General features: G+C 73.5%; 26 protein-coding genes and 1 pseudogene. 8 read left to right on the forward strand and 19 right to left on the reverse strand.

What is annotated here, in order from left to right; genetic code table 11:
• The first annotated feature begins 466 nt into the window (after positions 1-466).
• Positions 467-1,669, forward strand: a complete 1,203-nt coding sequence (locus ACGFSH_RS22475) for an amino acid deaminase/aldolase (protein WP_393351285.1) — start codon at positions 467-469, stop codon at positions 1,667-1,669.
• Positions 1,670-1,685: 16 nt separating this feature from the next.
• Here the strand turns inward: ACGFSH_RS22475 and ACGFSH_RS22480 are convergent, their stop codons facing one another.
• The 3 genes from ACGFSH_RS22480 to ACGFSH_RS22490 form a co-directional block, all read right to left on the reverse strand.
• Entirely contained in the window at positions 1,686-2,468 is a 783-nt protein-coding gene (locus ACGFSH_RS22480) for a 3-oxoacyl-ACP reductase (protein ID WP_393351287.1), read from the reverse strand.
• Positions 2,465-3,820, reverse strand: a complete 1,356-nt coding sequence (locus tag ACGFSH_RS22485) for an aldehyde dehydrogenase family protein (RefSeq protein ID WP_393351642.1) — start codon at positions 3,818-3,820, stop codon at positions 2,465-2,467. Before ACGFSH_RS22485 ends, ACGFSH_RS22480 begins: the two co-directional genes overlap by 4 nt.
• 74 nt (positions 3,821-3,894) lie before the next feature.
• Positions 3,895-5,265, reverse strand: a complete 1,371-nt coding sequence (locus ACGFSH_RS22490) for a glutamine synthetase family protein (protein ID WP_393351289.1) — start codon at positions 5,263-5,265, stop codon at positions 3,895-3,897.
• Between the two features lie 137 nt (positions 5,266-5,402).
• On the opposite strand from ACGFSH_RS22490, the gene ACGFSH_RS22495 reads away from it, so the two are divergent.
• Both ACGFSH_RS22495 and ACGFSH_RS22500 read left to right on the forward strand, forming a co-directional pair.
• Positions 5,403-6,137, forward strand: a complete 735-nt coding sequence (locus tag ACGFSH_RS22495; RefSeq protein ID WP_393351291.1) for a FadR/GntR family transcriptional regulator — start codon at positions 5,403-5,405, stop codon at positions 6,135-6,137.
• A gap of 64 nt (positions 6,138-6,201) precedes the next feature.
• Positions 6,202-6,969 (forward strand): gamma-glutamyl-gamma-aminobutyrate hydrolase family protein, encoded by a 768-nt coding sequence (locus ACGFSH_RS22500; RefSeq protein WP_393351293.1) that lies wholly within the window; start codon positions 6,202-6,204, stop codon positions 6,967-6,969.
• 109 nt (positions 6,970-7,078) lie between these two features.
• Here the strand turns inward: ACGFSH_RS22500 and ACGFSH_RS22505 are convergent, their stop codons facing one another.
• On the reverse strand, positions 7,079-8,005 hold the full coding sequence (locus ACGFSH_RS22505; protein WP_393351296.1) for a LysR family transcriptional regulator: 927 nt from the start codon (positions 8,003-8,005) through the stop codon (positions 7,079-7,081).
• A gap of 70 nt (positions 8,006-8,075) precedes the next feature.
• On the opposite strand from ACGFSH_RS22505, the gene ACGFSH_RS22510 reads away from it, so the two are divergent.
• Complete coding sequence (locus ACGFSH_RS22510) at positions 8,076-9,251, forward strand: TDT family transporter (RefSeq protein WP_393351298.1); 1,176 nt, start codon at positions 8,076-8,078, stop codon at positions 9,249-9,251.
• Here ACGFSH_RS22510 and ACGFSH_RS22515 read toward each other — a convergent pair.
• From ACGFSH_RS22515 to ACGFSH_RS22530, 4 genes and pseudogenes are all read right to left on the reverse strand, one after another.
• Positions 9,163-9,882, reverse strand: coding sequence for a helical backbone metal receptor (locus ACGFSH_RS22515; RefSeq protein ID WP_393351300.1), 720 nt, complete (start codon positions 9,880-9,882; stop codon positions 9,163-9,165). The two genes, ACGFSH_RS22510 and ACGFSH_RS22515, sit on opposite strands and share 89 nt — an antisense overlap.
• On the reverse strand, positions 9,882-10,487 hold the full coding sequence (locus ACGFSH_RS22520; protein ID WP_329408125.1) for an XRE family transcriptional regulator: 606 nt from the start codon (positions 10,485-10,487) through the stop codon (positions 9,882-9,884). The genes ACGFSH_RS22515 and ACGFSH_RS22520 overlap by 1 nt, the downstream gene beginning before the upstream one ends.
• Before the next feature lie 506 nt (positions 10,488-10,993).
• Positions 10,994-11,158, reverse strand: coding sequence for a hypothetical protein (locus tag ACGFSH_RS22525; RefSeq protein WP_393351302.1), 165 nt, complete (start codon positions 11,156-11,158; stop codon positions 10,994-10,996).
• Between the two features lie 20 nt (positions 11,159-11,178).
• A pseudogene (locus ACGFSH_RS22530) lies at positions 11,179-11,337 on the reverse strand (glycine/betaine ABC transporter ATP-binding protein); the annotation flags it as partial.
• Positions 11,338-11,542: 205 nt separating this feature from the next.
• Here ACGFSH_RS22530 and ACGFSH_RS22535 point away from each other — a divergent pair.
• Both ACGFSH_RS22535 and ACGFSH_RS22540 read left to right on the forward strand, forming a co-directional pair.
• Positions 11,543-12,472: a 5'-3' exonuclease H3TH domain-containing protein gene (locus tag ACGFSH_RS22535; RefSeq protein ID WP_393351643.1), complete on the forward strand. Its 930-nt coding sequence runs from the start codon at positions 11,543-11,545 to the stop codon at positions 12,470-12,472.
• Between the two features lie 67 nt (positions 12,473-12,539).
• Positions 12,540-13,391 carry a siderophore-interacting protein gene (locus tag ACGFSH_RS22540; RefSeq protein ID WP_393351304.1) on the forward strand — a complete coding sequence of 284 codons (852 nt, stop codon included), beginning with the start codon at positions 12,540-12,542 and terminating at the stop codon, positions 13,389-13,391.
• Positions 13,392-13,585: 194 nt separating this feature from the next.
• Here the strand turns inward: ACGFSH_RS22540 and ACGFSH_RS22545 are convergent, their stop codons facing one another.
• The gene (locus tag ACGFSH_RS22545; protein ID WP_393351305.1) at positions 13,586-14,167 is read right to left on the reverse strand and encodes a GNAT family N-acetyltransferase; all 582 of its coding nucleotides are present in this window, start codon (positions 14,165-14,167) and stop codon (positions 13,586-13,588) included.
• Between the two features lie 66 nt (positions 14,168-14,233).
• Between ACGFSH_RS22545 and ACGFSH_RS22550 the strand changes: the two genes are divergently transcribed.
• A complete protein-coding gene (locus tag ACGFSH_RS22550; protein ID WP_393351307.1) occupies positions 14,234-15,220 on the forward strand; it encodes an RluA family pseudouridine synthase in 987 nt (328 codons plus the stop codon).
• Here ACGFSH_RS22550 and ACGFSH_RS22555 read toward each other — a convergent pair.
• The 5 genes from ACGFSH_RS22555 to ACGFSH_RS22575 all read right to left on the reverse strand — a co-directional run bounded on the left by ACGFSH_RS22555 (position 15,214) and on the right by ACGFSH_RS22575 (position 19,862).
• Positions 15,214-16,770, reverse strand: a complete 1,557-nt coding sequence (locus ACGFSH_RS22555) for a cytochrome P450 (RefSeq protein WP_393351308.1) — start codon at positions 16,768-16,770, stop codon at positions 15,214-15,216. The two genes, ACGFSH_RS22550 and ACGFSH_RS22555, sit on opposite strands and share 7 nt — an antisense overlap.
• 75 nt (positions 16,771-16,845) lie before the next feature.
• Positions 16,846-17,466 (reverse strand): ATP/GTP-binding protein, encoded by a 621-nt coding sequence (locus ACGFSH_RS22560; protein WP_393351310.1) that lies wholly within the window; start codon positions 17,464-17,466, stop codon positions 16,846-16,848.
• Positions 17,447-17,887: a DUF742 domain-containing protein gene (locus tag ACGFSH_RS22565; protein ID WP_393351312.1), complete on the reverse strand. Its 441-nt coding sequence runs from the start codon at positions 17,885-17,887 to the stop codon at positions 17,447-17,449. The genes ACGFSH_RS22560 and ACGFSH_RS22565 overlap by 20 nt, the downstream gene beginning before the upstream one ends.
• The gene (locus ACGFSH_RS22570; RefSeq protein WP_393351314.1) at positions 17,884-18,291 is read right to left on the reverse strand and encodes a roadblock/LC7 domain-containing protein; all 408 of its coding nucleotides are present in this window, start codon (positions 18,289-18,291) and stop codon (positions 17,884-17,886) included. Before ACGFSH_RS22570 ends, ACGFSH_RS22565 begins: the two co-directional genes overlap by 4 nt.
• The gene (locus tag ACGFSH_RS22575) at positions 18,288-19,862 is read right to left on the reverse strand and encodes a sensor histidine kinase (protein WP_393351316.1); all 1,575 of its coding nucleotides are present in this window, start codon (positions 19,860-19,862) and stop codon (positions 18,288-18,290) included. The genes ACGFSH_RS22570 and ACGFSH_RS22575 overlap by 4 nt, the downstream gene beginning before the upstream one ends.
• Positions 19,863-20,267: 405 nt before the next feature.
• Between ACGFSH_RS22575 and ACGFSH_RS22580 the strand changes: the two genes are divergently transcribed.
• Positions 20,268-20,489 (forward strand): hypothetical protein, encoded by a 222-nt coding sequence (locus ACGFSH_RS22580; protein ID WP_393351318.1) that lies wholly within the window; start codon positions 20,268-20,270, stop codon positions 20,487-20,489.
• Between the two features lie 348 nt (positions 20,490-20,837).
• On the opposite strand, the gene ACGFSH_RS22585 is transcribed toward ACGFSH_RS22580, so the two are convergent.
• The 5 genes from ACGFSH_RS22585 to ACGFSH_RS22605 form a co-directional block, all read right to left on the reverse strand.
• Positions 20,838-23,690: a DEAD/DEAH box helicase gene (locus ACGFSH_RS22585; protein WP_393351319.1), complete on the reverse strand. Its 2,853-nt coding sequence runs from the start codon at positions 23,688-23,690 to the stop codon at positions 20,838-20,840.
• Positions 23,691-23,778: 88 nt separating this feature from the next.
• The gene (locus tag ACGFSH_RS22590) at positions 23,779-24,669 is read right to left on the reverse strand and encodes a diacylglycerol kinase (RefSeq protein WP_393351321.1); all 891 of its coding nucleotides are present in this window, start codon (positions 24,667-24,669) and stop codon (positions 23,779-23,781) included.
• Positions 24,670-24,700: 31 nt separating this feature from the next.
• The gene (gene tatC, locus ACGFSH_RS22595; RefSeq protein ID WP_393351323.1) at positions 24,701-25,645 is read right to left on the reverse strand and encodes a twin-arginine translocase subunit TatC; all 945 of its coding nucleotides are present in this window, start codon (positions 25,643-25,645) and stop codon (positions 24,701-24,703) included.
• Between the two features lie 47 nt (positions 25,646-25,692).
• Positions 25,693-25,980, reverse strand: a complete 288-nt coding sequence (gene tatA, locus ACGFSH_RS22600; protein ID WP_329408154.1) for a Sec-independent protein translocase subunit TatA — start codon at positions 25,978-25,980, stop codon at positions 25,693-25,695.
• A 292-nt stretch (positions 25,981-26,272) separates the two neighbouring features.
• Positions 26,273-26,467 carry a hypothetical protein gene (locus ACGFSH_RS22605; protein WP_393351325.1) on the reverse strand — a complete coding sequence of 65 codons (195 nt, stop codon included), beginning with the start codon at positions 26,465-26,467 and terminating at the stop codon, positions 26,273-26,275.
• Positions 26,468-26,469: the final 2 nt, after the last annotated feature.

The raw sequence follows: 26,469 nt of genomic DNA on the forward strand, positions 1-26,469 counted from the left end.
ACCCGCCGGGTTCAGCGGGCTGTCCGGGCCCGCGGGGGGCGGGCCCACGGGAGGCGTGGGACCCGCCGGGGGCTGGGCCGGGGGCCGGGACGGGCGGGGCGGAGTCGTCGGGCGCGGAGGGACGCCGGGCTGGGGCGGCACGTCGGGTCGCGGGGGGACCGAGGCGCGGCGTGCTTCCGTGCTCATGCACCCCCCGTTTCCTCGTCCGCGGGCCGTCGTTGCAGTACGCGGGCCGTCGTTCCCGTCGCCCGCGGCCCGGGCGGACGCGGCGGTCCGTTCCGGGCAGCCATACCCGCACAGGCGGAGCGGCATCCCGACGCGGGCGTCCGGCCGGAGCCGTCCCTGCGTGCGTGCGCGTCACTCTACGGCTTGTCGCCCGGCAAACGGGAACCCGTCCGGGCCGCCGGGGGCTTCTGCCCGGAACGTCCCCCTACCCTGCGGTAATCCTGTCTGGCAGGCTGCGTCCATGACTGCGCGCGCCGCCGACCGGGCCCGTTACGACCGGGCCACCGCCCATCTCGACGCCCCCCTCGCCCTCGTGGACCTGGAGGCCTTCGACGCCAACGCCGACGACCTGGTCCGCCGGGCCGGGGGCAAGCCGATCCGCGTCGCCAGCAAGTCGGTGCGCTGCCGGGCGCTGCTGGAACGCGTCCTGGCCAGGGACGGCTTCGCCGGGATCATGTCGTTCACCCTGGCCGAGTCCCTGTGGCTGGCCCGCTCGGGCTTCGAGGACGTCCTGCTGGCCTATCCGTCGGCCGACCGTGCCGGGTTCGCCGAGCTGGCCGCCGATCCCAAGCTGGCCGCGGCGGTCACCGTCATGATCGACGACGTCGCCCAGCTGGACCTGATCGACGCGGCGCGCGGCGAGGGAACCGAAGTGGTCCGCGTCTGCCTGGAGTTGGACACGTCGCTGAAGCTGCTCGGCGGGCGGCTGCGGGTCGGGGCGCTGCGCTCCCCGCTGCACTCCCCCGCCCAGGTGGCGGACGTCGCGAGGGCGGTGTCCCGGCGGCCCGGGTTCGCGCTCGTCGGGATCATGGCGTACGAGGGGCACATCGCCGGGGTGGGCGACTCCCTCGCGGGGCGGCCCCTGCGTTCCCGGGCGATCCGGCTGATGCAGGCCACCGCGCGGCGCGAGCTCGCCGAGCGGCGCGCGGCGGTGGTGCGCGCGGTGCGGGCCGTCGCCCCGGACCTGGAGTTCGTCAACGGCGGCGGCACCGGCAGTGTGCAGCACACGGCGGCCGAGGACGCCGTCACGGAGATCGCGGCCGGGTCGGGGCTGTACGTGCCGCGTCTGTTCGACAACTACACGTCGTTCAGCGGGCGTCCGGCCGCGCTGTTCGCGCAGCCCGTCGTGCGGCGGCCCGGGGTGGGGATCGTGACCGTGCTGGGCGGCGGGTATCCCGCCTCCGGCGCCGCCGGGCCCGACCGGCTGCCCGTGCCGTATCTGCCCGAGGGACTGCGGTACGACCCCCAGGAGGGCCCCGGCGAGGTGCAGACCCCGCTCATCGGCTCCCCCGCCGACGATCTGCTGATCGGCGACAAGGTGTGGTTCCGGCACGCGAAGGCCGGTGAACTGTGCGAGCGGTTCGACGAACTGCACCTCGTCGAGGGCGAGTCGGTGACGGCGACCGTGCCGACCTACCGGGGCGAGGGCCGGACGTTCCTGTGACCCGGCGGCGCGCCGACTACAGCGGCGTCACGTAGGCGCCGGAGATCCCGCCGTCCACCAGGAAGTCGGTCGCGTTGACGAAGGAGGAGTCGTCGCTGGCCAGGAAGGCGACGGCGGCGGCGATCTCCTCGGCCTCGGCGAACCGGCCCACCGGGATGTGGACCAGGCGGCGGGCGGCCCGCTCCGGGTCCTTGGCGAACAGCTCCTGCAACAAGGGGGTGTTGACCGGTCCGGGGCACAGGGCGTTGACGCGGATGCCCTCCCGCGCGAACTGCACGCCGAGTTCGCGGGACATGGCCAGCACGCCGCCCTTGGACGCCGTGTACGAGATCTGCGAGGTCGCCGCGCCCATCCTCGCCACGAACGACGCCGTGTTGATGATGGAGCCCCGGCCCTGGCGCCGCATGTAGGGGATGGCGGCCTTGCAGCACAGGTAGACGGAGGTCAGGTTGACCTCCTGGACCCGCTTCCAGGCCTCCAGGCCGGTCTCCAGGATGGAGTCGTCGTCGGGCGGGGAGATACCGGCGTTGTTGAACGCGACGTCGACGCTGCCGTAGGTGTCGTGGGCGGCCTTGAACAGCGCCTCGACCTGGTCGGGGTCGGTGACGTCGACCTTCACGAAGAGTCCGCCGACCTCCTCGGCGGCGGCCCTGCCGCGGGTCTCGTCGACGTCGCCGCAGACCACGTGGGCCCCTTCGGCGGCGAGCCGGTGGGCTGTGGCGAGGCCGATGCCGCTGCCGGCTCCGGTGACGACGGCGGTGCGGCCGACGAGCCGGCGGCAGACGATCTCTCTGGTCACTGTGCGGGGCCCTCCGTGCTGATGAAGACGTTCTTGGTCTCGGTGAAGGCGGTCAGGGCGTCCGGACCCAGCTCACGGCCGACGCCGGACTGCTTGTAGCCGCCGAAGGGTGTCCAGTAGCGGACGCTGGAGTGGGAGTTGACGGACAGGTTCCCGGCGCGCACGGCCTGCGAGACGCGCAGCGCGCGGCCCACGTCCCGGGTCCAGACGGAGCCGGAGAGGCCGTAGGGGGTGTCGTTGGCGAGCCGGATCGCGTCCGCCTCGTCGGTGAAGGGGAGCAGGACGGCCACGGGGCCGAAGATCTCCTCGCGGGCCGCGGGCGAGTCGGACGCGGCGCCGGTGAGGACGGTCGGCGGGAACCAGAAGCCGGGGCCCTCGGGCGCGCCGCCGCGCAGCGCCTCGGCGTCGTCGGGGACGAACGACCGTACGCGGTCGACCTGCTGACGGGAGATCAGCGGCCCCATCTGCGTGGCCTCGTCGGCCGGATCGCCGACCACGACGGCGGCCAGTTCGCGCGCGAGGTGGTCGGCGACCTCGTCGTACACCGATTCCTGGACGAGGATGCGGGTGCGGGCGCAGCAGTCCTGGCCGGAGTTGTCGAGGAACGAGAAGGGGTCGACGGCGGCCTTCAGGTCGGCGTCGGCGAAGACGACGTTGGGGCTCTTGCCGCCGAGTTCGAGGGTGACGGGCTTGATCAGTTCGGCGCAGCGCCGCATCACCTCGCGGCCGGTGCGGGTGGAGCCGGTGAACACGATCTTCGCGATGCCGGGGTGGTCGACGAGCGCCCGTCCGGTGACCGCGCCGTGGCCGGGCAGCACCTGGAAGAGGTGTTCGGGCAGGCCCGCGTCCAGGGCCAGTTCGGCCAGGCGCAGGGCGGTGAGAGGGGTGGTCTCGGCGGGTTTGAGGACGACGGCGTTGCCCGCGGCGAGGGCGGGGAAGGAGCCCCAGGCGGCGATCGGCATGGGGAAGTTCCAGGGGGCGATCACGCCGACCACGCCGAGGGGCTCGTGGAAGGTGACGTTCCAGCCGCCGGGGGCGGGGATCTGGCGGCCCAGGAGCCGTTCCACGCCGCCGGCCGCGTAGAGGAGCAGGTCGCGGGCGTTGCCGGCCTCCCAGCGGGCGTTGCCGAGCAGATGGCCGGCCTCGCGGACCTCCAGCAGGGCCAGTTCCTCCCGGTGGGCGTCGACGGCGTCGGCGAAGCGGCGCAGCAGCCGGGCGCGGTCGGCGGGGGCCGCGGCGGCCCAGCGGGCCTGGGCGGCGCCCGCGCGGGTGACGGCGCGGTCGACGTCGGCCGGGGAGGCGGCCGGCACGGTGGCGACGACGGCCTCGGTGGCCGGGTCGAGGACGGTCAGTTCGTGCGGGAACGGCCCGGTCGGGGGCTGTTCGCCGGTGGACTGCGGGTGCGGGTGGGACACGTCGGGTCCTTTCAGAGGCGTTCGAAGGAGCGGCGCAGTTCCCAGTCGGTGACCGCGGCGTCGAAGGCGGCCAGCTCGACGCGTGCCATGTTGCGGTAGTGGGCGACGACCTCCTCTCCGAAGGCGTCCCGTGCGATCGGGCTGTTCTCCCAGAGTGCGGCGGCCTCGCGCAGGGTGGTGGGCACGTGCGCGTAGTCGGCGGTGTAGGCGTTGCCGGCGCAGGCCTCGGGCAGTTCGAGTTTCCGCTCGACGCCGTGCAGGCCCGCGGCGATCAGTCCGGCGACGGCGAGGTGCGGGTTGACGTCGCCGCCCGGCAGCCTGTTCTCGAAGCGCATGGAGCGGCCGTGGCCGACGACCCGCAGCGCGCAGGTGCGGTTGTCGTGTCCCCAGGCGACGGCGGTCGGGGCGAAGGAGCCGGGCTGGAACCGCTTGTAGGAGTTGATGTTGGGGGCGTAGAGCAGGGAGAAGTCGCGCAAGGCGGCGAGTTGTCCGGCGAGGAAGTGGCGCATGGTCGGTGACATGCCGTCCGGGTCGCCGGCCGCGCCGGCCATGACGTTGGCGCCGTCGGCGTCGGTGAGCGAGAGATGGATGTGGCAGGAGTTGCCCTCGCGCTCGTTGTACTTGGCCATGAAGGTCAGCGAGACGCCCTCCTGGGCGGCGATCTCCTTGGCGCCGGTCTTGTAGATCGCGTGCTGGTCGCAGGTGACGAGGGCCTCGTCGTAGCGGAACGCGATCTCGTGCTGGCCGGGGTTGCACTCGCCCTTGGCGGACTCGACGGTGAGCCCGGCCCCGGCCATCTCGTTGCGGATGCGGCGCAGCAGCGGTTCGACGCGGCCGGTGCCGAGCACCGAGTAGTCGACGTTGTACTGGTTGGCCGGGGTGAGGCCCCGGTAGTTCGCGTCCCAGGCGGCCTCGTAGCTGTCCTTGAAGACGATGAACTCCAGCTCGGTGCCGACCTGTGCGGTGAGGCCGTGCCCGGCCAGGCGCTCCAGCTGGCGGCGCAGGATCTGGCGCGGGGCGGCGGTCACAGGCGAGCCGTCGTGCCAGGCCAGGTCGGCGATGAGCATCGCGGTGCCGGCGTTCCAGGGCACGCGCCGCAGGGTGGCGAGGTCGGGACGCATGGCGAAGTCGCCGTAGCCGCTGTCCCAGGAGGACATGGCGTAGCCGTCGACGGTGTTCATGTCGGTGTCGACGGCGAGGAGGTAGTTGCAGCCCTCGGTGCCGTGCGGGAGGACCTCGCCGAGGAAGAAGCCGGCGGCGAACCGCTTGCCCTGGAGCCGCCCCTGCATGTCGGGGAAGGCGAGGACGACGGTGTCGATCTCGCCGCCCGCGACGAGGGCGCGCAGTTCCTCGACGGCGAGCGGGGGTGTGCGGTCTGCCACGGGAGGGCCTCCTCAGGCTTCCTGGCTGTCCTGGCTTACTGGCTGTCCTGGCTTCTGTCGCCTTCTGCGGGTCGGCCCGCGACCGGTGGCCATAAGGTATTGCCGAGAACCATTGCTTGGGAAGGGGGCGCGGCCTGATGGCGGTGAGTGCTGACGGCGGACCGGACGACCGGCTGGCCCCGGTCCTGCGGCCGGTGCGGGCCGGCAACGGCTTCGAGGAGGCGCTGGAGCAGATCCTTCAGGTCCTCCGGCTGGGTCTGGTGGCGGAGGGCGAACGGCTGCCGGCCGAGCGGGTGCTGGCGGAGCGGCTCGGCGTCAGCCGGGTGACGCTGCGCGAGGTGCTCAGGGTCCTCCAGGACCAGGACCTGGTGGAGGCCCGCCGGGGCCGCTACGGCGGCACGTTCGTGCTGCCGCGCACGGACGCGGGCGGCGAGGACGAGCTGCGGCGGCGCGTCGCGGGGACGGACATCGAGGACGTGCTGCGCTTCCGGGAGGTGCTGGAGGTGGGCGCGGCGGGACTGTGCGCCGCACACGGTCTGAGCGGCGAGCGGGCGCAGCGGCTGCGCGAGGCCCTGGCCGGCACGGCGGACGCCCCGCTGGCCGAGTACCGGCGCCGCGACACGCTGCTCCACCTGACCCTGGCCGAGCTGTGCGGCTCGCCCTCGCTGACCGCGCAGTACGCGTCGGTGCGGGCCACCGTGAACGGGCTGCTGGACTGCATACCGCTCCTCGTGCGCAATCTGGAGCACTCCCAGCGCCAGCACGCGGCGCTGGTGGAGGCGGTGCTGGACGGCGACGCGGACGGCGCGCGGGAGATGATGCGGGAGCACTGCGCCGGGACGGCGGCCCTGCTCCGGGGCTTCCTCACCTGAGGCGCGCCCACGAAGGGATCGCACAATGGTATGAAGGCGGTCCATTGAACGGCCGGAGGGACACATGACGACTACGGCGCGGGCGACGGCGTCCGGGACCGGCGGGGCGGCGGGCGGCAGGCCGCTGATCGGCGTCAGCACGTATCTGGAGCCGGGCGCGCGCTGGGGCGTGTGGGAGCTGGACGCGGCACTCCTGCCCGCCGGGTATCCGCGGCTCGTGCAGCGGGCCGGCGGACTGGCCGCGATGCTTCCGCCGGACGCGCCCGCCCACGCAGCGGCGGCCGTGGCCCGCGTCGACGCCCTGGTGATCGCGGGCGGCCCCGACGTCGACCCCGTCCGGTACGGCGCGCAGCGCGATCCCCGCACCGGGCCGCCGGCGCCGGAGCGCGACGCCTGGGAGCTGGCCCTGATCGACGCGGCGCTGGCGGCCGGCCTGCCGCTGCTCGGCGTCTGCCGCGGCATGCAGCTCCTGAACGTCGCCCTCGGCGGCACCCTGACCCAGCACCTCGACGGGCACCTGGAGGCCGTGGGCGTCGTCGGCCGCCATCCGGTCGAGCCGGTCCCGGGCACGCTCTACGCCGCTCTGGTCCCGGAGCGGGCCTCCGTCCCCGCCTATCACCACCAGGCGGTGGACGGTCTGGGCGCGGGGCTCGTCGCGTCGGCGCACGCGGCGGACGGCACCGTGGAGGCCGTCGAGCTGCCGTCGTCCGACGGGTGGGTGCTCGGGGTGCAGTGGCATCCGGAGATGGGCGAGGACGTCCGGGTGATGCGCGCCCTCGTCACCGCCGCCGCCTCCTGCTCCGCCGCCCGGCACACGCCCCCCACCCGCTGAGGGCCGCCGCCGGCCGCTCCGGCGCTCGGCCCCCGCGCTCGGCTTCAGGGCTCGCCGGCCGCTCCGGCGCTCGGCCCCCACGCTCGGCTTCAGGGCTCGGTTCCGGGGCTCAGCCGCGGGTCAGGGTCAGGAGTTCCCGCGCCGGGCCGGCGGGGCGGTGCCCGGTGGGCCACACGGCGCGCAGGTCCCGGGCCAGCGGGACCCCGTCCACCGCAATCGCCACCAGCCGCCGCAGCGCCAGCTCCTCGCCCACGGCGAGTTCGCTCAGCACCGCCGGGCCCGCCCCGCTCACCGCCGCCGCCTTCACCGCCGTCGTCGACGACAGCTCGATCAGCGGGCGGGCCAGACCGCCCAGGGCCGTGTCGAGGACCTGCCGGGTGCCCGACCCCTTCTCCCGCAGGATCAGCGGCGTCGAAGCCAGCTCGGCGGCGTCCAGCGGCCGGCGGCGGCGGGCCCACGGGTGGCCGAGCGCCACGACGACCACGAGACGGTCGTGCGCGATCACGGTGGAGTCCAGTCCGGCCGGCGCCGTGAGCCCCTCCACGAACCCGAGGTCCGCCTCCCCCGCCAGCAGCCGCTCGGCGACGGCCGCCGAGTTGCCCGCGAGCAGCGACACCGCCGTGTCCGGCCGCCGGGCGTGCAGCGCGAGCAGCCAGCCGGGCAGCAGGTACTCGGCGATCGTCATGCTGGCCGCGACCCGCAGACGCGAATCCCGCCGGTCCCGCAGCGCCCGCGCTCCCGCGTCGAAGGCCCGTGCCGCCTCGACGATCCGCCCCGCCCAGTCCGTCACCAGCGCGCCCGCGTCGGTGAGCCGGGAGCCGCGCGGCGAGCGGTCCACCAGCGCCACGCCCAGCTGGCGCTCCATGGAGCGGATCCGGCTGCTCGCGGCGGGCTGGGTGATGCCCAGCTCCCGCGCGGCCGCGCCCAGGCTGCCCAGCCGCGCCACCGCCAGCAGCAGCTCCAGCGCGCCCAGGTCCGGGACCCGGTGCGCGATCGAACCGGCGCCGTCCAGCCGCTCTTCCTCCACACTGCCCATAAGCCCAGCTTATGCCCCCATAGAGACATCCTCCCTGGTCGCGGACCCGTTCCCGGGCGAACGTGGAGGCATGGTCACCGTCGCCCAGCCCCCGTCCGTCCTGCCCCGTCCGCGCACCGACGCCGTCCGTCACCTCGGACCGAACTGGTACGCCACGGTCATGGGCACCGCCATCGTCGCCACCGCGGGCGTCGCCCTGCCGGTGCGGGCGCCGGGACTGCGGCCGCTGTGCACGGGATTCTGGGCGCTCTCCGTGACCCTGTTGGCGGCGCTGCTCGCCGCCCGCGCGCTGCACTGGCGCCACCACCGCGACCAGGCCCGCGCGCACCTCCTCGACCCGGCGGCGGCCCCGTTCTACGGCTGTCTCGCGATGGCGCTGCTCGCCGTCGGCGGCGGCACGCTCGCGGTCGGCCGGGACTGGATCGGCGTCGACGCCGCGCTCGCCGTGGACGCCGTGCTGTTCACCGTCGGCACGGTCGTCGCCCTCGCGGCCGCCGTCGCCGTGCCGTACCTGATGGCCGTGCGGCATCGGGTGACGGTCTCACAGGCCACGCCGGTGTGGCTGCTGCCGCTGGTCGCGCCGATGGTGTCCGCGGCGCTCGGCCCGTCGCTGGCGCCGTTCCTGCCGGCCGGGCAGCCGCGGCTGACGCTGCTGTACGCGTGCCTCGCCATGTTCGGGCTGAGTCTGCTGGCCACCTTCGTCATGCTGCCGCTGGTGTTCGCGCGGCTGCTGACCGGCGGGCCGCTGCCCCTCGCGCTCACCCCCGCCCTGTTCCTCGTGCTGGGCCCCCTCGGACAGTCGACGACCGCCGTCGGGAGGTTCGCCGAGGCCGCTCCGGTGGTGGTGCCGGGAGCGGACGGCCACGGCCTCGCGGGGCTCGGCGGTCTCGCCGTGCTGTACGGGGTGCCGGTCATGGGCTTCGCGCTGTTGTGGCTGTGCCTGGCCGGCGCCCATGTGGCGCGGGCCCGCCGGCACGGGATGGGCTTCACGATGACGTGGTGGGCGTTCACCTTCCCGGTCGGCACCTGTGTGACCGGGACGGCGGTGCTGGCCCGGCACACCGGGCTGGTCGCCTTCGACGTGCTCGCCTGCGCGCTGTACCTGCTGCTGGTCGCCGCCTGGGGCGTCGCCGCCCGGCACACCGTGCGCGGGCTGCTCAGCGGTGAGCTGCTCGCAGCGCCTCGCCCAGCGCCCGCGGAGCCTCCGCGAGCGACGGTCCGTACCACGTCAGGTGCCGTCCGCTGACCAGCGCGCACGGCACTCCGGGGAAGGCCTCGGGGCCGTCGTCGGCGGTGAAGCGGTACGGCTCGTCCGGCAGCACGACGAGGTCCGGCGCGGCCGCCCGCAGATCCTCGACCGGGACGCGCGGATAGCGCTCGGCGTGAGCGGCGTGGAGGTGGTCGACGCCGAGGCGGGCCAGCACGTCGCCCGCGAAGGTGTCCCGGCCCAGCACCATCCAGGGGCGGCGCCAGATCGGCACGACGGCCGTACGGCGTCCGGCGAGCGGCTGCGGCGCCGCCCAGGCCCGTTCGGCGCGCGCCAGCCAGTCCGGCCGGGACGGCCCGCCGCAGGCGTCGAGGACCCGCGCCAGCTCACGGAAGGCCTGCGGGACGTCGCGGACCTCCGTGACCAGGACCCGCAGCCCGGCCGCCCGCAGGGCGGTCAGGTCGGGCTCCCGGTTCTCCTCCTCGTTGGCGATCACCAGGTCGGGGGCGAGCGCGACGATTTGCTCGACGTCGGGGTTCTTCGTGCCGCCGATCCGGGTGACGTCGAGGCCTGCCGGGTGGCTGCACCAGTCGGTGGCCCCGACCAGGGCGCCCGGCACGGTCACGGCGACGGCCTCGGTGAGCGACGGCACCAGGGAGACGACCCGCACTACCGCTTCCGTCCCCGGTCCCGGTCGCGGACCGCCTCGATGTGCTCGGCGACGGCGACGACGACCACGCGGGTGTCGGCCACGGTCGCCCGCCAGCGGTGGCGGACGCCGCCGGTGAGGTACAGGGTGTCGCCGCGGCCGAGGCGGTAGGCGCGGCCCTCCGCCTCGATCTCCACCGCCCCGTCGGCGACGTACATCAACTGGTCGTTGCGGTACTGGAACTCGCGGCCGGCGTCGTGGTCGCCGGTGAACTCGGAGGCGTGCATCTGGTGGTGCCCGCGCACCAGGGAACGGGAGCGGGGCTCCGCGTCGGGCGTCTGCCCGGGGAGCTGTCCGGCGGCCTCGACGACCTCGGCCCGCACGACGTCCACGCTGCACGCCGGATCGGCGGCGGCGAGGAGCTCGACCGCGGTGGTGCGCAGCGCGTCGGCGACCTTCTCCAGGGAACCGGTGCTGGGCCGCGCGCGGTCGTTCTCGATCTGGCTCAGGAAGGGCACCGACAGGCCGCTGCGCTCGGCCACGACGGCGAGGGTCAGCTCCAGGGAGCGGCGCCGGCGGCGCACGGCCGCGCCCACCCGCAGGGGCTGTTCTTTGTGGTCGCCCATCGCTCCGGCTCCCTCCTTCGCTCGTCGACGCCGTGTGTCCACCGAATCCTCGGGCACGTCCCGCGCCGAGGTCACTGCTGAGTTCTCTGCACCCTATGCATGTTCGGCAAACCGTTTCATGTGCCCGTCACATCGAGGACACACGGGGTGACACGGGACCCCACAGTTCACGCCAGTCGCTCCGGGCCCGGAAGCGGCGGGTGCGGCGCGGGTCTCCCGTTCTCCGGTTCAATGCGCGAGCGGCCCCCGGTGTTCCCGCCCGTCCCCGGCGTCACCGGCGGACCGGCTCGGGGATGAGTGTAGCTCTGCGTGGTTGGCCGAATTCCTCCCGTCGGGCCGCCCACGCGCGGGCCCCTCGGATCGCGGCACGCGTGCGTGCCGGGCTGCCGGACAGGTGCGCGCCTGGGGGGCCGGGAGGGGGTCCGGACGGCGTGAGGGACGGGCCCCGGCGCGGGCCGTGAGGCCGTGCGCCGGCGCCCGCCCCTCGGCGGACGGCCGCGGTGCTGTCAGGTCACCGCGCCGCCCGGCTCTCCTTCCCCGAGCCGGCGACCGGTACCCACCGGTCGACGAGCGGGGTTGTCCTTCAGCGAGGTCCGGACCTCGTCCTGCTCCCTGCCCTTGCCGGCCTTCGGGATCAGCGCCTCCAGACCGGTGAGCCGGTCCTCGGTCATCCGGACGTCCTTGAGCCACTTCCCGGCCGCACCGTGAAGGACGCGTCGACGATGCCGGCCGTGGCGCCCTGCGCGCGCAGCTCCGCACGGTCGGCTCCCGCGCGGAGCCGCTCGACGGCCCGCTCCGGTCGTCTGCCGAACACCTTGTGCAGACGCTCGGCCTCCGGCCTGGATGACACGTGTGCCTCTCGGTGGGGGACGGGACCGGAGCAGTGGGCGACCGCGAACGACCGACGGGGTGACCCGCCCCGCTCCGCGGCGGCTCCTGCCCTGGCCGGCCGGGGGCAAACGCATGAGTGGCTCGGTTCACAGAAGGCGCGCCGGACGTTCGCGTCTGCCGCGGGAGTGAATGCACGGCCGTCACGCGTGCGCGTGTGCGGCATGATGCGTGGGGTGACCGGACGACTGATGCTCCTCGACACCGCCTCGCTCTACTTCCGCGCCTACTTCGGCGTCCCGGACTCCGTGCGGGCGCCGGACGGCACCCCGGTGAACGCCGTGCGCGGGCTGCTGGACTTCATCGACCGGCTGGTGAAGGACCACCGGCCGGACGAGCTCGTCGCCTGCATGGACGCCGACTGGCGGCCCCAGTGGCGGGTGGACCTGATCCCCTCCTACAAGGCGCACCGGGTCGCCGAGGAGCGCGCGGGCGGACCGGACGAGGAGGAGGTGCCGGACACGCTCTCGCCGCAGGTGCCGGTCATCGAGGCGGTCCTGGACGCGCTCGGCATCGCGCGCGTGGGCGTCGCGGGCTACGAGGCGGACGACGTGATCGGCACGTTCACCGCGATCGCCGAGGGCCCGGTGGACATCGTCACCGGAGACCGCGACCTGTACCAGCTGGTGGACGACGCGCGCGGGGTGCGCGTGCTGTACCCGCTCAAGGGCGTCGGGACGCTCCAGGTCACGGACGAGGCGTGGCTGCGTGAGAAGTACGGCGTCGACGGCCCCGGGTACGCCGACCTGGCGCTGCTGCGCGGCGACCCGAGCGACGGGCTGCCGGGCGTGCCGGGCATCGGGGAGAAGACCGCGGCCAAGCTGCTGGCCGAGTTCGGCGACCTGGCCGGGATCATGGCGGCCGTCGACGACCGCGAAGCCAGGCTGACGCCGTCGCAGCGCAAGCGGCTGGACGAGGCCCGGCCGTACGTGGCGGTTGCGCCGAAGGTGGTCAGGGTCGCGGGCGACGTGCCCCTGCCGGAGGTGACGACCGCACTGCCGCGTGCGTCGCGGGACGGGGCGACACTGGAGGCGCTGGCGCAGCGCTGGGGACTCGGCGGATCGCTGCAACGTCTGCTGACGACCCTGGCGTCCTGAGCGGGAGCGCGCCCCGAAAGCGATGCTAACTTAGGTTAACCTAACTACATCGACATGGGAGGCCGTCATGGCAGAACGTCCGGCACGGAAGCCGCGCAAGCCTCACTCCGCGCAGGTCGTCCGCACCGAACGGCTCACCCCGCACATGCAGCGCGTCGTCCTCGGCGGCGAGGGCCTGGCCGGGTTCGCCGCGGACACGTGCACCGACCACTACGTGAAGCTCCTCTTCGGCCCCGAGGGCGTCACCTACCCGGAGCCGTTCGACCTGGACCGGATCCGCGCCGAGTTCCCCCGCGAGCAGTGGCCCGTGACCCGGACGTACACCGTGCGCCACTGGGACGCCGAACACCGTGAACTCACCCTGGACTTCGTGATCCACGGCGACGAGGGCCTGGCCGGACCGTGGGCGACGCGCGTGCGGCCCGGCGAGACGGTCCGCTTCATGGGCCCCGGCGGCGCCTACGCGCCCGACGCGGCCGCCGATTGGCATCTGCTGGCCGGCGACGAGAGCGCCCTGCCCGCCATCGCTGCCGCGCTGGAGTCGCTCCCCGCCGGCGCCCTCGCCCACGCCTTCATCGAGGTGGCGGGCCCGGAGGAGGAGCAGAAGATCGAGTCCGACGTGGAGGTCGTCTGGCTGCACCGCGGCGGGCGGCCGGTCGGCGAACGGCTCGTCGAGGCCGTGCGGGCGCTGCGCTTCCCGGAGGGCCGCCTGCACGCGTTCGTGCACGGCGAGGCGGCCTGCGTGAAGGAGCTGCGCAAGCTGCTGCGCGTCGAGCGGGAGGTCCCCCGCGAGGACCTGTCGATCTCCGGCTACTGGCGGCTCGGCCACGACGAGGACGGCTGGCAGGCCTCCAAGCGGGAGTGGAACGCCCGCGTGGAGCAGGAGCAGGAGCAGCAGGGCGCGACGCCGACCGCGTGACCCCGGCGGACGGCGGCCCGCACCTGGAGCGGCGGGCCGCCCGCCGAACCCGCCGCGCCCTGCGAACCCGTCGGCGCGCGACGTGCCCACGACCGACCCGGCCACCGCACGGTACGTCGACGCCGGCCCTGGTCCCCCCATGTCCGAGGCGCCCGTCGCACGGCCCCTCGGCCGGCCCGCCGGGTCGCCCCCGCTCAGTCGCCCTGCACGCGCGCGTGGACGTGCATATCGTGCCAGCCGTCCGGATGGAGGCAGGCGCTGCGCCGGGTGCCCTCGAACGTGAAGCCGGCCTTCCCGGCGACCCGGCAGGAAGCCTCGTTGGCGGTGGCGTGGTGCAGTTCGAGCCGGTGGAAGCCGACCTCGTCGAGGGCCCAGCGCGCCAGGGCGACCGTGGCCCGCGCAGCGACCCCCCGGCCGCGCGCCGCTCTCGTGGTCCAGTACGCGACCTCCGCGACGCCCTCGTCGAGCAGGATGCTGCGCAGCGCCACCCGGCCCAGCAGCGCGTCGGCGTCGGCGTCGACGACGGCCCACTGGACGCTGCGCTCCTCCTCCCAGGCCGCGCACCACTGCCTGATCCAGCCGGCCACCTCCTCCACGGAGTCGGCGGCCCGGATGTGCCACTGGTGCATCGCCGGGTCCTGGAAGGCGTCGTGGACGGCGGGGGCGTCGTCGAGCCGCCAGGGGCGCAGGAGGAGGCCGTCGCCGGTGGGGACCACGGGCTGCGGCACGCTCGAGAGGGTTCCGGCGGGAAGGACGGGGCCGACTGTGTAGGGCATGACCCGCATCCTGCCGACGGCTCACGAGGAGTCAACGGATTTTCCCCCGCCGTACGCTGGACCCCGATGAGACGCCGTACGCCGCCCCCGCCCCCTCCCCTGCCGCAACGCGACGGCGTCGACCCGGTGCGGGTCCGGCTGCCGGGCGAGGGCTCCTGGGCCACCGTGCGCGAGCACCTGGTCGAGCGGCTCGGCGCGGCGCGCGCCCCGGTCGTGGACGCGATGCTGGAGGCCGGGCAGGTCGTCGACGCCGGCGGACGGGCCGTCACGGCGGACACGGCGTACACACCGGGGACGTTCGTCTGGTACCACCGCGAGCTGCCGCCCGAGACGCCCGTGCCGTTCCCGCTGGAGATCGTGTACCGCGACGAGCACCTGGTCGTCGCCGACAAGCCGCACTTCCTGGCGACCACCCCGCGCGGCAGCCATGTCGTCGAGACCGCGCTGGCCCGTCTGCGGCGCGAACTGGGCCTGCCCGCGCTGGGCGCGGCGCACCGGCTCGACCGGCTCACCGCCGGTCTGGTGCTGTTCGTCGTGCGTCCCGAGGACCGCGGCGCGTACCAGACGCTGTTCCGCGACCGCCGGGTGCGCAAGGTGTACGAGGCGATCGCGCCGTACGATCCCGCGCTCGCCCTGCCCCGGACGGTGCGCAGCCGGATCGTCAAGGAGCGGGGCGTCCTGGCCGCCTACGAGGTGGCGGGCGAGCCCAACGCGGTGAGCCGCGTCGAGCTGGTGGAGCAAGGGGCCCGCGGGCTCGGCCGGTACCGGCTGCTGCCCGCCACCGGCCAGACCCATCAGCTGCGCGTCCACATGAACGCGCTCGGCGTGCCGATCCTCGGCGATCCGCTGTACCCCGAGGTGGCCGGTCCCGGACCGGCCGGCGACTTCCGGCGGCCGCTGCAACTGCTGGCGCGGGAGCTGGAGTTCACCGATCCGGTCACGGGCAGGCGGCACCTGCTGCGCAGCGGGCGCGCCCTGGAGGCCTGGACCGCGTACGACCGTTGGGCCGCGGGCCCGCCGCCGGACGCGCCGCGGCCGGGAGCGGCTCAGTAACCGCGCCACCAGGCCAGGAAGCGCCGCCAGGCGTTCGGCCGGCGGACCGGCCCCGCGGGGTGCGGGGCCTGCGGTCCGGACGGTGACGCGGGCGCGGCGCCGGGCATGGGTGCGGACGCCGGCGCCGTCGGGACCGGCGCGTGGACGGGCGCGGGCGTCGAAGCGGCCGGCGGCTCGGCGGCGGCCGGTGCGGACCGCAGGGGCGCGGGCACCGGAGGCGTCAGGCGCTGCGGCGGGATCGGGGCGTGGCTCGGCTTGTGCTTGACGTCCTGCTGGTCCCTGGGCTCGAAGCGCACCGGCAGCGCGACCAGGTGCCGCGACGCGATCGACATCGTCCACCGCAACTCGTCCTCGGCACAGTCGAGTTGGACGTCGGGGAGCCGCATCAGCAGCGCGTCGACGCCGACGTCGGCGATCGCGCGGCCGATGTCCTGGCCGGGGCACTCGTGCGGCCCGCTGCCGAAGGCGAGATGGGAGCGGTTGCCCTGCATGTGCGCGGACAGGTCGGGACGCACCCGGGGGTCGACGTTGCCGGGCGCGGGCGCGAAGAAGAGGCCGTCGCCCCGGCGGATGCGCTGGCCGCCCAACTCCGTGTCCTGCTTGGCGAAGTAGCCGAAGATGGTGCTGAACGGGGGCTCGTCCCACAGGGACTGCTCGACCGCCTCGGCCACCGTCATCTGCCCGCCGTTGAGCCTTGCGAGGAAGCGCGGGTCGGTGAGGACCATGCGCAGGACGTTCGAGAGCAGGTTGACCGTGTTCTCGTAGGCGGCGAACAGGACCAGGCGCAGATGCTCCCTGACCTCGTCGTCGGTGAGCCCTGCCGGGTGGGTGATGAGGTGGCTGGTGAAGTCGTCCTCCGGCTCGGCGCGGCGGCGGGCGGTCAGCCTGGCCAGCGCCTCGACGACGTACTCGTGGCTGGCGACGGCCGTCTCGCTGCCCTTGAGTGCGTCGCGGGCGGAGTGCACCATCGTGTCGTTGTACTCGTCCGGCATGCCGAGGATGTGGCACATCACGGCCATCGGCAGGTGCTCGGCGAAGTCGCGGACCAGGTCGGCGCGGCCCAGCTCGCAGAAGCGGTTGACCAGGCGCTGGGTGGAGCGGTTGATGTAGCGGCGCACACTGCGGTCGTCGATGGTCGCCATGGCCGCCGTGACCGCGCCCCGCAGCCGCTTGTGCTCCTCGCCCTCGGCGTGCGCGCAGATGGGCTGCCAGGCGATGTGCGGCATGAGCGGGTGGTCGGGCCGGACCCTGCCCTGGAGCAGTTGCGACCAGATGCGGCTGTCCTTGGTGAAGAGCGAGGGCGTGCGTGCCATGCGCAGGTTCTCGGCGTGGCCGAGGACCATCCACATCGGCAGGTCGTCGTGGAGCAGGACCGGCGCCACGGGGCCGTACTCCTCGCGCAGCCGCTCGTAGAGTTCGTTGAGGTCCTCCGCGCCGGGGCCGTAGAGGCGGGCCAGTCCGCCGGGGCCCCGGTTGTGGGCGGGGCAGCCGGACGGCGGGTCCAGGGCGAGGTCGTGCGGGCCGGTGGGGACGGGGTGTTCGGGAGTCACAGGGGGTCGCTCCGAAACTGTGCCGGACCCGGTGTGGTGCCGGATCCGGTGCCGGTGGTCGGTGGGGCCGTGCGGTCAGGTGAGGCTGCGGCTGAGTGCCAGGGAGTGCAGGAAGCGCATGAGGGTCATCAGGACGTCCCGGCTGGAGGCGCGCCGGCGGACGTCGCACTCCACGATGGGGATCTCGGGCGGCAGGTCGAGGGCGGCCCGCAGGTCCTCGATGGGGTAACGGGGCCCGTCGGGGAAGGTGTTGACGGCGACGACGAACGGCACCCCGCCCTCCTCCAGCCGGCCCATCACCTCGAAGCTGACCTCGATGCGGCGGGTGTCGACGAGGACGACCGCGCCGAGCGCGCCCTCGAACAGCCCGTTCCACAGGAACCAGAAGCGTTCCTGGCCGGGCGTGCCGAAGAGGTAGAGGACGACCTGCTCCGTGATGCGGATGCGGCCGAAGTCCATGGCCACGGTGGTGGCGGTCTTGGTCTCGGAGCCGTAGTCGTCGTCGACCCCGATGCCCGCCTGGGTCATGGTCTCCTCGGTGGTCAGCGGCCTGATCTCGCTGACGGAGCCGACCATGGTGGTCTTGCCGACGCCGAAGCCGCCCACGATGACGATCTTCGCCGCGGCCGTCGTGGTGTGCGGCAGATGGTCCTCGGTCCGTGGGCCGGGAATCGTGTCAGAGCCGTTGAAGTCCATGCATCACCGCTTCGAGGAGGGAACGGTCGGGGAGCTGCTGCCGGACGATGGGGGCCCGCGCCTGGACGAGTTCGGCCGCCAGCATCTCGGTGAGCAGGACCGTCACCACGCTGAACGGCAGGCGCAGGTAGGCCGAGATCTCGGCCACGGACAGCGGGGCGGCGCACATCCGCAGCACCGCCGACTGTTCCGGCGGCGCCGACGAGGGCGCCTCGGCGCGCGCCACGATCAGGGTGACGAGGTCGACGGGCGCGCGCTCGCCGTCCGCGCCCGTGATGATGTACAGCCGCTCGGGGTTCTTGCCCTCCCCCTCGCCGCCGTCCTGGCCGTCGGCCGAGGGCGGCGCGGGCTGCGGGGCCGGTGGGGGCGGCGGGGACGACCGGGGCAGGGGTTGTCGCCGGCGGCGTTGCGGAGGGGTCATACGCTGTGCCCGTTGCGGCGGGGCGGGCTGGTCAGATGGGCGCCGATGCGGACGACGAGGTCGCGCATCATGCCGCTCATCCGGCCGGCCTCGCAGCGCACGTCGGCGAGGACGGCGAGGTAGGCGTTGGCGCCGGCCGACATCATGTAGAAGTAGCCGCCGCTGAGGTCGATGACGACCATGTCCATCTCGCCGCTGCTGGAGTGGATCTCCTGGCCCACGGCGGCGGCCAGGCTCTGAAGGCCGGCGCAGGCGGCGGCGACGCGGTCGGCGGCGTCGGGGTCGCCCGCGTAGCGGGCGATGCGCAGTCCGTCGGCCGAGAGCACGACGATCATCTCGATGCCGGGAACCCCGTCATAGAGCTCCTTGAGCAGCCAGTCGAAGTTTTGCCGCTGCTGGATCACGTGAGGTCCCCTTCATCGTCGGCCTCGGTCTCGGCCTTGTCTTCGAGCAGGTGCAGGTATGCGGTGGGATTGCGGGTGAAGTCGGTGGGGTGCGCTCCGGGCGGGGCCGCCTTCACGAGGCCCTCCCAGAAGGCCTCGAAGGCCAGCCCCGGCTCGCGCCGCTTCTCCTCGGGCTGCGGCTCCGGCTCGGGCCGCGCGAACGGGTCGGGCTTGCCCTCGCGTGCGGCGTCCTGGGCGGCGTACGCCTCCCGGTAGCGCTGGGCGATGGAGATGGTGGTCTTGCTGCGGCGCTGCGGCAGGCCCTGCTCGGTCCACTCGGTGACCTCGGGCACCTCGTCGTCGGTCAGGGACACTCCGGCGGGGATGCGCGCGTTGGTGGGGCGGCGCTTCTTCGGCGGGCGCTTGGGGCCCTCGCCGATCTGGCTCAGGTCGATCTGCGGGACGGCGGTGGCGCCGATGCCGTGCGCGAAGCCGGGGGCGGGGTCGGAGGTCTGCATCTCGCTCGGCACGATGAGGACGGCACGGACGCCGCCGTAGGCCGAGGTCCGCAGGGAGACCTGGAGGTTGAACGACGTGCACAGTCGTCCGACGACCGCGAGGCCCAGGCGCGGGGTGCCGCCGACGTCCTGGATGTCGACGCCCGCCATGGCCTGCTCCAGCATGCGCTCGGCCTTGGCGCGGGCCTCCTCGCTGAGGCTGACGCCGGCGTCCTCGATCTCGACGGCGATGCCCGTCTGCACCTCGACGGCGTTGACGTGCACCTTGCTGTTCGGCGGCGAGTAGCGGGTGGCGTTGTCGAGGAGCTCGGCGAGCGCGTGGATGAGCGGCTCGACGGACAGACCGCGGATGTTGACCTTGGCGATGGAGTCCAGCTGGATGCGCCGGTACTCCAGGATCCGGGACATGGCGCCGCGCAGCACGCTGTACAGCGGGACGGGCTGCGGCCAGTTGCGGCTGGGGCGGCCGCCGCCGAGGACGCCGATGGAGTCGGCGAGCCGGCCGATCAGCGCGGTGCCGTGGTCGATGCGCAGCAGGTCGTCGAAGACCTCGGGGTTGCGTCCGTGGTCCTCCTCCATCTCCCGCAGTTCCGCCGCCTGCTGGTGGACGATGGCCTGGACGCGGCGGGCGATGCTGACGAAGGAGCGCTGGGCGGAGTCGCGCAGGGACTCCTCGTGGTCGACGATGTCGAGGATCGTGCGGACCACGGCGCGCTGCGCGTCGTCGAGTGCGCGGAAGGCCGGGTCGCTCTGACTCAGGTCGCGCATCACCTCCCTGGGGGAGTTCCCGGCGCGCAGCCAGGCCACGGCGCTCGGCACGTGCTCCGTGGCGAGGCGGCGGTTCTCCTCCGCGTGGTCGGCGACGCGCCGTTCCAGGTGCGCGATGCGCTGGTCGGTCTGCGCGCGCAGTTCCCTCAGGCGCCGGCCGCGGCGCACCGACTCGGCTCCCACCGCGATCACCAGGAGCGTCGCGACGGCTCCACAGACGCCGACGGCGAGCCGGGCATGCGTCGCCACCAGGGCGACGGCGGCTCCGGTCGCCGCGGCCATCAGTATCGCCGGCAGCAACAGCACGCGCGCGTAGGGAAGTTCTCGGCGACCGGGTGGGGACTGAACACTCACCATGTGGGCACCCTCTGTAGGGATCTGTCGGCATCTTCGGGATATTGGGGAACAAGCGCACGAATACGCCTCAACTCGGTGCGCCGCGGGCGAGCTTAGTCCGACAGGATCATCGCCGTGTCATATTCGGCAACTGCCTGAAACCGCTTCCGTACGTGGAGTAACCTCGCTCGTTTGCACGCTCCGCAATTATTCGAACGCGACGAGTGACGCCGTACGGGCGTGCGAAGCAATTCACCGGGACGGATGAGGAGACCACGGGCCGACGATCACCCGCCGTGGCCGGACCACCCGGAGGCGGACGGCACGCAGGACGGCGCCGGCGGCGGCATACGCCGGGACCCGGACCAACTGGCCGTGCTCTTGGTCGAGTTCGGCACGGATGGCGTGGAACCCGGCGCAGCGTTCGTTGCTCGCTTCGGGCAGCAGGTCAAGGCCGTCGCACGCGCGGGAACCACCGCACAGCGGCTCGCGGTCGTCGCGGCACGCCTCGCGGAACCGGCGGCGGCGGGCTTCACGCCATCGGCGGGGAATTTCACCCGCACGGGCGAGCGACCGAGGACGCAACCCTCGACGTGACCCCCGACTCCGGCGGTACGACGGGCAGTTCCTCCTCGCCCGGCCCGTAGTGACACCGAGCGGCTGGGAGTTCTGACGCACGGCCGCCCGCTCGGCACGGCACTCGGCCAAGGGGCGGGCGCACGACCGCACGCTCGGCGGCGGCCCGGGTATCGGTGGTGGCGGTGGCGGTGGCGCGACAGGACCGCGAGTGGTGGGCAACTCCCCGGCGGCAGCGCCGTATCTCGAGCGCGCCCCCTGCGAGCGACGGGGGTGCGCCCCCTCGGCGGGGAAGTCGTCGGCGCAGCCGTGCTGCGCGACGCATCCCCGCCGCCCTCCCCGCCGCCCGTCCTCGCCGTGCGTCTGCGCTCAGCCCACCGACGAGTAGGCGACGACGCCCCGGAGCAGCGCGTCGACCGCCTTGCGCGCGTTTCTCGCGACCGTGGTGCTCTCGGCCGGGGCCGCCGCCGCGATCTGCCCGAGGACGTCGATGACCTGCTTGCACCAGCGCACGAAGTCGCCGGCCGGCATCTCCGCCTCGCGCAGCACCTCGTCCAGTCCCTTGCCCGAGGCCCACATGTACGCGGACCAGGCGAAGCCCAGGTCGGGTTCGCGCTGTCCGACGCCCTCGGTCTGCCTGATGCGGAAGTCCTCCTCCAGCGCGTCCAGCCGGCCCCAGATCCGGACCATCTCGCCGAGCGCGGCCTTCGCCTTGCCCGAGGGCAGCTTCGGCGCCATCGCGTCGTCGCTCATCCGGGACTCGTACACCAACGCCGAGACACAGGCGGCGAGTTCGGCCGGGTTGAGGCCCTCCCAGACGCCCGCGCGCAGGCATTCGCTGGCGAGCAGGTCGAGTTCGCCGTAGAGACGGGCGAGCCGCTTGCCGTGCTCGGTGACCTCGTTGCCGCGCAGGTAGTCCAGCTCGGTCAGCAGCGCCACGATCCGGTCGAAGGTGCGGGCGATGGTGTTGGTGCGGCCCTCGATGCGCCGCTCCAGCTGCGAGGTGTCGCGCAGCAGCCGGTGATAGCGCTCGGCCCAGCGGGCGTGGTCCTCGCGCTCCGAGCAGCCGTGACACGGATGCGCCCGGATCTCGGTGCGCAGCCGGGCGATCTCCCGGTCGTCCGCGGCCTGGGAGCGCTGCTTGCGGGCCCGCTCCGGCGGAATGTGCCCGGCCTTGGTGCGCAGCGCCGAGGCGAGGTCGCGGCGGGACTGCGGCGAGCGCGCGTTGAACGTCTTGGGGATCCGCATCCGCTCCAGCGCCTCGACCGGCACCGGGAAGTCGATCGACGCCAGCCGCTTGACCTGCCGTTCCGCGGTCAGCACCAGCGGGCGCGGCCCGTCGTGGTGGTCGAAGCCGCGGTGCCCGTTGGCCCGGCCGGCGGGCAGGCCCGGGTCGAGGACCAGCGCGAGGCCCGCGTACTTGCCGGTGGGCACGTGGATGACGTCGCCCGGCTTGAGCTTCTCCAGCGCCACGGCGGCCTCCGCGCGCCGCTGGGCCGCCCCCTGCTTGGCCAGTTCCGTCTCGCGGTCCTTCAGGTCACGGCGCAGCCGCGCGTACTCCTCGAAGTCGCCGAGATGGCAGGTCATGGAGGACTTGTAACCCTCCAGGCCCTCCTCGTTGCGCTGCACCTGGCGGGAGATCCCGACCACCGACCGGTCGGCCTGGAACTGGGCGAACGACGTCTCCAGCAGCTCGCGCGAGCGGTGCCGCCCGAACTGCTGGACGAGGTTGACCGCCATGTTGTACGACGGCTTGAAGCTGGAGCGCAGCGGGTAGGTGCGGGTGCCCGCGAGTCCGGCGAGGTGGTCGGGGTTCATGGCGCGCTGCCACAGCACGACGGCGTGCCCCTCGACGTCGATGCCGCGTCGGCCCGCGCGCCCGGTGAGCTGGGTGTACTCGCCGGGGGTGATGTCGGCGTGCTGTTCGCCGTTCCACTTGACGAGCTTCTCCAGCACCACCGACCGGGCCGGCATGTTGATGCCGAGGGCGAGCGTCTCGGTCGCGAAGACGGCCTTGACCAGCCCGCGCACGAACAGCTCCTCGACGACCTCCTTGAACGTCGGCAGCATGCCCGCGTGGTGGGCGGCGATGCCGCGCTCCAGGCCCTCCAGCCACTCGTAGTAGCCGAGGACGTGCAGGTCCTCGCGCGGGATGGCCGCCGTGCGCTCCTCGACGAGCGCGCGGACCTCGGCCCGCGCCTCCTCGTCGTTGAGCCGCAGCCCGGCGTACAGGCACTGCTGGACGGCGGCCTCGCAGGCGGCGCGGCTGAAGATGAACGTGATGGCGGGCAGCAGCCCTTCGGCGTCGAGCCGCTCGATGACCTCGGGCCGACCCGGCGTCCACACCCGCGAACGCTGTCTGCGTTCGCGCTCGCGGTCGGCCTCGCGCAGACTGCGCCCCCGCCGGCGGTCCTGGTAGGAGGGCCTGGAGGCCTCCATGCGGGCCAGGCGCGTGAGGTCGGGGTTGACGGCCCTGCGGTGGCCCTCGCCCTCCTCGAACAGGTCGTACATCCGCCGCCCGGCGAGCACGTGCTGGAACAGCGGCACGGGCCGGTGCTCGGAGACGATCACCTCGGTGTCGCCGCGCACGGTGTCCAGCCAGTCGCCGAACTCCTCGGCGTTGGACACGGTCGCGGACAGCGACACGAGGGTGACCGACTCGGGCAGGTGGATGATCACCTCTTCCCACACGGCGCCGCGGAAGCGGTCGGAGAGGTAGTGCACCTCGTCCATCACGACGTGGCCGAGGCCGAGCAGCGTCTGCGAACCGGCGTACAGCATGTTCCGCAGCACCTCGGTGGTCATCACGACCACCGGCGCCTCGGAGTTGACGCTGTTGTCGCCGGTGAGCAGACCCACCTTGTCGCTGCCGTAGCGGCGGCACAGATCGGAGTACTTCTGGTTCGACAGCGCCTTGATGGGCGTCGTGTAGAAGCACTTCTTGCCCTGCTGGAGGGCGAGATGGACGGCGAACTCGCCCACGATCGTCTTGCCCGAGCCGGTGGGGGCGGCCACCAGGACGCCCTTGCCCGCCTCCAGCGCCTGGCAGGCCTCGATCTGGAAGGGGTCGAGACCGAAGTCGTACATCTCGCGGAAGGACGCGAGCGCGGTGGCCTGCTCGACAGCGCGCTTACGTGCTGCCGCGTACCGCTCGGCCGGTGAGAGATCCTCTGTCATCGTGCTTTCGAGCGTACCGGGCCGCACTGACAACAGGACGATCATTATCCGGATCAGGTGCTTCCGAACCTGGGTACGCCCAGCTCACCGGGGCACGCCGGCCCGGCTGCGGAGCTCGCCGGCCCGTCCCGGCTCAGGGTCCGACGACGCGCACCGCGCCGGGCACGCAGCGTGCGGTGAGCGGCAGGGCCGCCAGGCGCTCGCCGTCCGCGTACCCGGAGACGCCCGCGGCGGCGATCTCGACCCGGGCGGCCCGGTGCACGGTGACCCGGGGGTGGTCGACGTGGGTGCCCCGGTAGACCTGCGGGAAGACCCGCAGCAGGGTGCCCCGGCCGCAGTCCCCGACGACGGTGACGTCGAACAGGCCGTCGGCGAGGTCGGCGCCGGGGCAGATCCGCATGCCGCCGCCGTAGGAGGGGCCGTTGCCCACGGCGACGAGGGTCGCCTCGACCTCCCGCACCGCGCCGTCGTCGAGCGTGATCCGGTACGCGAACGGGCGGAAGGCGGCCAGTTCGGCGAGCATCGCGAGGTCGTACCGGGCGCGTCCGGCGGGCCACCGCATGCGGTTGCCGCGGTCGTTGACGCGGGAGTCGAAGCCGGAGGCGAGGACGGTGCCGAACCAGCGCTCGCCCACCCGGCCGAGGTCGACCTCGCGGATCCGGGACGCCTTCAGGGCGTCGGCGATCAGGTGGGCGGCGGCCGCCGGGTCGCGCACGGGCAGGCCGAGGGCGCGGGCGAAGTCGTTGCCGGTGCCGACGGCGACCAGCCCGAGGGGGGTGTCGGTGCCGGCCACGGCCTGGAGCGCGAGGTGGGCCAGCCCGTCCCCGCCGACGGCGATCAGGGCCCCGGTGCCGTCCGCGACGGCCGCGCGCGCCCGGGCCAGGGCGTCCGCCGCGTCCTCCCCGACCACCGTGCGCACACGGTAGCCGGCCGCCCGCAGCGCGGAAGCGGCCGGCAGCGCCGCCCGGGCGCCCCGGCCGCGGCCCGCGGCGGGATTGACGAAGAGGGTGATCTCGCAGGTCACGAGGACGACCCTACGAGTTCGGCGACGTCTGTCAGGTCACGTCGTCATAACCGTTGACCCGGTCCGTGCTCGACTGCTCAGGCAGCGCCCGCGAGGCGGCCACCGTCTCGACCTCGCCGATGTCCTCCGGGGTGAGGTCCAGCTCGGACGCCTCGTCGTCGGCGGGTCCGAGGGCGGCGCGGCGCTGCTTGCGACGGTCGTTCAGCAGTGAGAAGGCGGTCGCGCAGAAGTACAGCACCCAGATCGGACCGGCGAGCGCCAGCATGGTCAGCGGGTCGGTGCTGGGCGTGGCCACCGCGGCGAACACCGTGATGCCGATGATCATCCCGCGCCACCAGCCGAACATGCGCTTGCCGGTCAGCACCCCGGTGAGGTTGAGCATCACCAGCAGCAGCGGCAATTCGAACGAGAGGCCGAAGACGAGCACCATGCGGACGATCAGGTCGAGAAGATCGTCCAGTGGCAGCTGGTTGTCGAGGTCCGCCGGCGAGAACTGCAGCAGCACCTTGGCCATGGTCGGCAGCGTCTTGTAGGCGAAGAACGCACCGCCGAGGAACAGCGGAACGCCCGTGCCGACGAACGCGTAGGCGTACTTGCGCTCGTGCTTGTGCAGACCGGGCGCGACGAACGCCCACAGCTGGTAGAGCCAGACCGGCGACGCGAAGATCACACCGGCCATCAGGGAGACTTTGAGAGCCAGCGTGAAGGGGGTGAGCAGGCCGTTGAGCACGATGCGGGCGCAGGTGCCGCTCCGCTGGGTGGCCAGCTCGGAAAAGGTCGAGTCGCACCCCACCGCGCTGAGAATCGGGTTCGTGAAGAACTCGATGATGTTCTTGTAGAAGAAGGCAGCCACGGCCGTGACGACGACGATGGCCAGCAAGGCCTTCGCGAGCCGGTTGCGAAGCTCACGGAGGTGATCCGCGAGGGGCATCCGCCCCTCGGGGTCCTTCTCCTCTTTGCGGGCAGACTTCAGCAACCCACGTTCCCATCTCGTGCGGCGGGCCGGAGGTCACCGGCCCTGCGTCAGCGCTTGGTCGTGTCCGTCGGCTCGGTGACCGGGCGGGAGCTGGTCACGTCGCCGGGAGCGGCCTGGATGGTGCGCGTCGCCGGGGTCTGCTCGTCGGTGTGGGGCGGGCCGGCGGGAGTGGTCGTGCTGCCGCCGTCCTCCTTCATCGCCTTGGCCTCGCTCTTGAGGATGCGAGCGGACTTGCCCAGCGAGCGCGCCATGTCGGGAAGCTTCTTCGCGCCGAACAGCAGGATGACGACGACGAGGATGAGAATGATCTCGGGGGCGCCGAGCCTTCCGAACATAAGTCTTTACCTTCTCACCGAGGCTGCGGGGGCGGTTTGCCGTCCGACCGGTCGGACGCATGTCCGAACGATCGTGTTGACAGCGATCGTAACGCTCAGGGGTAAACGTGAGGCAATCCCCGTGCGTACTCCCGGTCTGCGGTCCGGGCCTCGTTCTCCGAGCCGCGACCAGCAGCGTACCTGCCGCCGCCATCGGCGCGGGAGGGCGAAGCGGTGCGAAACGCGCGGACCCCGGGGCCCGCCCGGACGTCCCCGCGCTCCCGCCTGCTCGCGAGATCCCGCCGCCGCGGCCTCACAGGGTGTCCACGGCCCGCGCCGCGTTCACCGCCGCCCGCTCCAGATCCTGAGCGGCCCGGTCGACACGGCGCGCGGACTCGGCGACCTGCCGCCCCAGCCGCTGCGCCTCGACGAAGACCCGCGCGGCGAACACCGCCAGGACGGCGAGACCTGCAAAACCCAGCGCAACCGCGAACATCGCCCAGAACATGA

This window comes from Streptomyces sp. NPDC048481 (assembly GCF_043200075.1).
Taxonomy (GTDB): Bacteria; Actinomycetota; Actinomycetes; order Streptomycetales; family Streptomycetaceae; genus Streptomyces.